2 protein-coding genes are annotated in these 6,000 nt (G+C 50.2%); both read left to right on the top strand.

The features are described from left to right. Positions 1–2,118, top strand: a 2,118-nt coding sequence (locus tag G9F48_RS17650; RefSeq protein ID WP_165409885.1) for a condensation domain-containing protein, incomplete at its 5' end; no start/stop codon positions are given. Positions 2,119–2,152: 34 nt separating this feature from the next. Next, on the top strand, positions 2,153–5,989 hold the full coding sequence (srfAC, locus tag G9F48_RS17645; RefSeq protein ID WP_165409884.1) for a surfactin non-ribosomal peptide synthetase SrfAC: 3,837 nt from the start codon (positions 2,153–2,155) through the stop codon (positions 5,987–5,989). Positions 5,990–6,000 lie beyond the last annotated feature (11 nt).

Raw genomic sequence — 6,000 nt, 5'->3', positions numbered from 1 at the left:
CTGGCACGCGGATACCTGAACCGTGAAGAAGAAACGGCGAAGCGGTTTACCGCAGATCCGTTCGTGCCCGGCGAGCGCATGTACCGGACCGGCGACCTCGTCAAATGGAACGCGCAGAGCGGCATCGAATACATCGGGCGTATCGACCAGCAGGTCAAAGTGCGGGGCTACCGGATCGAGCTTTCAGAAATCGAAGTCCGTCTCGCTCAGCTTGCGGACGTTCATGACGCAGCGGTGACGGCTGTGGAAGACAAAGCGGGCAACACCGCGCTTTGCGCCTATGTCGCTCCTCGGCAGGACGATATTGAAGCGCTCAAAGCCGCGCTGAAAGACACGCTGCCTGACTACATGGTGCCGGCGTTCTGGGTGGAGATGGACGAGCTTCCGGTCACCGCAAACGGAAAGATTGACAAAAAAGCCCTGCCGTCGCCTGACATTGAAGCGGGAAGCGCCGCGTATAAAGCGCCGGAAACGGAGATGGAGACGCTGCTTTCTGACATTTGGCAGGAAGTGCTCGGTCTTGATCAGATCGGCGTAAGTGATAATTTCTTCACGCTCGGCGGCGACTCGATCAAAGGCATCCAAATGGCGAGCCGCCTGAACCAGCACGGCTACAAGCTGGAGATGAAAGATCTCTTCCAGCACCCGACCATCGAAGAGCTCGTCTCTTATGTGGAGCGGACGGAAGGCAAGCAGGCCGACCAGGGACCTGTCGAAGGCGAAGCGGAGTTAACGCCGATCCAGCGCTGGTTCTTTGAGAAAAACTTCACGGACAAACACCACTGGAACCAATCCGTCATGCTTCATGCGAAAGACGGCTTTGATCCGGGCCTGGTGGAAAAAACCCTGCAAGCATTGATTGAACACCATGATGCGCTCCGTATGGTTTACCGTGAAGAAAGGGAAGGCATCATTCAGACATACCTCCCTGTCACAGAATGCAAGGCAAGCTTTGAAATCGTTGATCTGTACGGAACTGACGAGGATATGCTGAAAAGCCAGATTCAGCGGCTTGCCGATCATCTTCAGGGAAGTTTTGATCTGGAGAACGGCCCGCTGTTAAAAGCGGAGCAATACCGGACAGAACAAGGCGATCATCTGTTAATCGCGGTTCACCATCTCGTCGTGGACGGGGTTTCATGGAGAATTCTGCTTGAGGATTTCGCTTCAGGTTATAAACAGGCGCAGCAGCAAAACAGCATCGTCCTCCCGCAAAAAACCCACTCCTTTAAAGATTGGGCGGAGGCGCTGAACACGTTTGCGCAATCAGAAGAGCTGAAAAAGCAGGCGGCTTATTGGGCGCAGGCAGATGCGGAAGAATTCCGGCCGCTGCCGAAAGACCATGAGCCGACAAAACGGCTCGTCAAACATACGGCGGCCGTGAAATGTGAATTGACTGAGGAAGAAACGGCACAGCTGCTGACAGATGTTCATCATCCGTACGGAACGGAAATCAACGACATTCTGCTCAGCGCGCTCGGCTTAACGATCGGTGAATGGACGGAAAACGGAAAAGTCGGCATCAACTTAGAAGGACACGGCCGGGAAGAAATCATACCGAATGTCAATATTTCACGGACGGTCGGCTGGTTTACGGCCCAATATCCGTTGATTCTGCAGATCAGCAAGGAAGACGGCGTCTCTTCCGTCATTAAAACGGTAAAAGAGACAGTGCGGCGCGTTCCTGATAAAGGTGTAGGATACGGGATTCTCCGGTATCTGTCATCCGATGAAACAGAAAAAGGCGTCACGCCTGAAATCAGTTTTAACTACTTGGGGCAGTTTGACAATGAAGTGAAAACGGAATGGTTTGAGCCGTCTCCATATGATATGGGACGTCAAGTCAGCGAAGAGTCAGAAGCGTTATACGCACTGAGCTTCAGCGGGATGGTTACAGGCGGCCGCTTCGTCATTTCCTGCTCATACAATCAGGAAGAATATGAAAGAAGCACCGTCGAAACACAGATGCAGCGGTTTAAAGACAATCTTTTAATGATCATCCGCCATTGCACGGCCAAAGAGGAGAAAGAATTTACGCCGAGCGATTTCAGCGCGCAGGATCTTGAGATGGATGAAATGGGAGACATCTTTGACATGCTTGAGGAGAATTTAACGTGACAAAAACAGTTAACAGAAGGGGGGAGCGGAGCAGATGAGCCAGTTCAAAAAAGATCAAGTTCAGGACATGTATTATTTGTCGCCGATGCAGGAGGGAATGCTGTTTCATACTCTCCTGAATCCCGGCCAAAGCTTTTACATCGAACAAATGACAATGAAAGTAAAAGGCAGCTTGAATATCAAATGCCTTGAAGAAAGCATGAATGTGATCATGGACCGGTACGATGTATTTCGTACCGTGTTCATTCACGAAAAAGTAAAAAGGCCGGTCCAAGTCGTATTGAAAAAACGGCAGTTTCAGATAGAAGAAATCGATCTGACACACTTAACGGGCAGCGAGCAAGCATCCAAAATTAATGAATACAAAGAACAGGATAAGATCAAGGGCTTTGATTTGACGCGGGATATTCCGATGCGGGCAGCCATATTCAAAAAATCGGAAGAAAGCTTTGAATGGGTGTGGAGCTACCACCACATCATTTTGGACGGCTGGTGCTTCGGCATCGTCGTGCAGGATCTGTTTAAGGTATACAATGCCCTGCGCGAACAAAAGCCGTACAGCCTGCCGCCGGTCAAACCGTATAAAGACTATATCAAGTGGCTTGAAAAACAGGATAAACAAGCATCACTGCATTACTGGCGTGAGTACTTAGAAGATTTTGAAGGACAAACGACATTTGCGGAGCAAAGAAAGAAACAAAAGGGCGGCTATGAGCCGAAAGAGCTGCTCTTCTCACTGCCGGAGGCGGAAACAAAAGCATTTACCGAGCTTGCAAAATCGCAGCATACCACTTTAAGTACGGCATTGCAGGCGGTTTGGAGTGTATTAATCAGCCGCTACCAGCAGTCCGGCGATTTGATCTTCGGCACAGTCGTTTCCGGGCGTCCCGCAGAAATCAAAGGCGTTGAACATATGGTCGGGCTGTTTATCAATGCTGTTCCGAGGCGGGTAAAGCTGTCTGAGGATACCACATTTAACTGCTTGCTCAAGCAGCTGCAGGAGCAATCGCTGCAGTCTGAGCCTCATCAATATGTGCCGCTCTATGACATCCAAAGCCAAGCCGATCAGCCAAAGCTGATTGATCATATCATTGTGTTTGAAAATTATCCGCTTCAGGATGCAAAAAATGAAGAGAACAGTGAAAACGGCTTTGATATGGAGGACGTCCATGTTTTTGAGAAATCGAATTATGATCTTAACCTGATGGCTTCTCCAGGTGATGAGATGCTGATTAAGCTTGCCTATAACGGGAATGTGTTTGATGAGGCGTTTATCCTGCGCTTAAAATCTCAGCTTCTTACAGCGATTCAGCAGCTCATCCAGAAGCCGGATCAGCCTGTCAATACGATCAGACTTGTTGATGAAAAGGAAAGAGAGCTTCTGCTTACCGGCTTAAACCCGCCGGCTCAGACTCATCAGGCGAAGCCTCTGACGGATTGGTTCAAGGAAGCGGTGAATGTAAATCCTGATGCACCGGCGCTTACGTATTCCGGCCAGACTCTTTCCTATCGCGAATTAGATGAGGAAGCGAACCGTCTTGCGCGCCGTTTGCAAAAGCAAGGTGCGGGTAAAGACACCGTTGTCGCGTTGTACACGAAGCGCTCGCTTGAACTGGTGATCGGCATTCTCGGCGTATTAAAAGCGGGAGCGGCTTATCTGCCGGTTGATCCGAAGCTGCCGGAGGACCGAATCTCGTACATGCTGACTGACAGTGCGGCAGCCTGTCTGCTGACACATCAGGAAATGAAAGAAAAAGCGGCTCAGCTGCCGTATACAGGAGCAACACTCATCATCGATGATCAAGCACGGTTTGAGGAACAGGCAAGCGATCCTGCAGCCGCAATTGATCCCGATGATCCGGCGTATATTATGTATACGTCCGGCACAACCGGAAAGCCGAAGGGCAATATCACCACTCATGCCAATATACAAGGATTGGTCAAGCATGTAGATTACATGGCATTTTCTGAACAAGATACGTTCTTATCTGTTTCGAATTACGCCTTTGACGCATTTACTTTTGATTTCTACGCATCAATACTGAATGCGGCACGGCTCATTATCGCAGATGAACATACACTGCTTGATACAGAACGGCTCACTGATCTGATCCGGCAGGAGAATGTCAATGTCATGTTTGCGACAACCGCACTTTTTAATCTTCTCATCGATGCGGGAGAGGAGTGGCTGAAGGGGCTCCGCTGTGTGTTATTCGGGGGTGAGCGCGCGTCTGTGCCTCACGTCAGAAAGGCGCTTGAGATCATGGGGCCTGGCAAGCTGATTAATTGCTACGGGCCGACTGAGGGAACGGTGTTTGCGACAGCTCACGTCGTGCATGATATACCGGATTCCATTTCCTCATTGCCGATCGGAAAGCCGATCAGCAATGCAAGTATTTATATTCTTAACGGGCAAAACCAGCTTCAGCCGTTCGGAGCTGTCGGTGAACTGTGCATCAGCGGAATGGGTGTATCAAAAGGGTATCTGAACCGTCACGACCTGACGAAGCAAACGTTTATCCCAAATCCGTTCAAGCCGGGAGAAACGCTTTACCGCACAGGGGATTTAGCACGCTGGCTGCCGGATGGAACAATTGAATACGCCGGGCGTATTGACGACCAGGTCAAAATACGCGGTCACCGGATTGAACTTGAAGAAATCGAAAAGCAGCTGCAGGAATACCCGGGTGTGAAAGATGCGGTCGTTGTTGCAGACCGCCATGAGTCCGGAGATGCATCAATCAACGCCTATCTCGTGAACCGGACGCCGCTTTCAGCTGAAGACGTAAAGAGGCACTTGAAAAAACAGCTTCCTGCTTACATGGTGCCGCAAACCTTTACTTTCTTAGAAGAGCTTCCTTTAACGACAAACGGGAAGGTCAATAAACGGCAGCTGCCGAAACCGGATCAGGCTCAGGCGGCGAAAGAATGGATCGGGCCTCGAAACGCGACGGAAGAAACGATTGCACACATCTGGTCCGAGATTCTCGGCAGACAGCAGATCGGGATTCATGATGATTTCTTCGCGCTCGGAGGCCATTCCTTAAAAGCGATGACGGCAGCGTCGCGCATTAAAAAAGAACTCGGTACGGACATCCCGGTGCAGCTGTTATTCGAAGCGACGACAATCGCAGACATTGCCGGTTATCTGCTTCACGGTGAAGAAAAAGGAATGAAAGATCTCACCATCATGAATAAAAATCAGTCTGACACACTGTTTGCGTTCCCGCCGGTTCTCGGTTACGGGCTGATGTACCAGCCGCTGGCAAAACAGCTGTCCGGCTATAAAATCTGTGCGTTTGATTTTATCGAGGAAGACAACCGAATCGAACGCTACACAGAGCTGATCAATCAGCTCCAGCCGGAAGGACCGGTCAAGCTGTTCGGATACTCGGCTGGCTGCACGCTCGCCTTTGAAACGGCCAAACGGCTTGAAGCCGAAGGACGTAAAGTGGAGCGGCTGATCATGGTTGATTCTTATAAAAAACAAGGCGTCAGCGACTTGGAAGGCCGCACCGTAGAAAGCGATGTCCAGGCGCTGATGAAGGTAAACCGGGATAACGAAGCGCTGAATGACGAAGCCGTCAAAGAAGGTCTCGCCAAAAAAACAAACGCGTTTTATTCTTATTTCGTGCATACCGTCAGCACCGGCACGGTCAAAGCGGATATAGATCTATTAACGTCAGAACCGGACTTTGCGATGCCGCCGTGGCTCGCTTCGTGGGAGGAAGCCACTACAGGTGAATACCGTGTGAAAAAAGGCTGCGGCAGTCACGCAGAAATGCTTCAGGGAGAATGTCTCGAAAGGAATGCTGCATATTTGCTCGAATTCCTAAGGAAGGAACATCCGAAGCTGACAGCTTCACGATAGAAAAGGAGGAA

The sequence above is a fragment of the Bacillus sp. EKM420B genome (assembly GCF_011065565.1).
Taxonomy (GTDB): domain Bacteria; phylum Bacillota; class Bacilli; order Bacillales; family Bacillaceae; genus Bacillus; species Bacillus velezensis.
The sequence above is the reverse complement of the archived record's forward strand: the minus strand, read 5'-3'. Positions and strand labels throughout refer to the sequence as shown.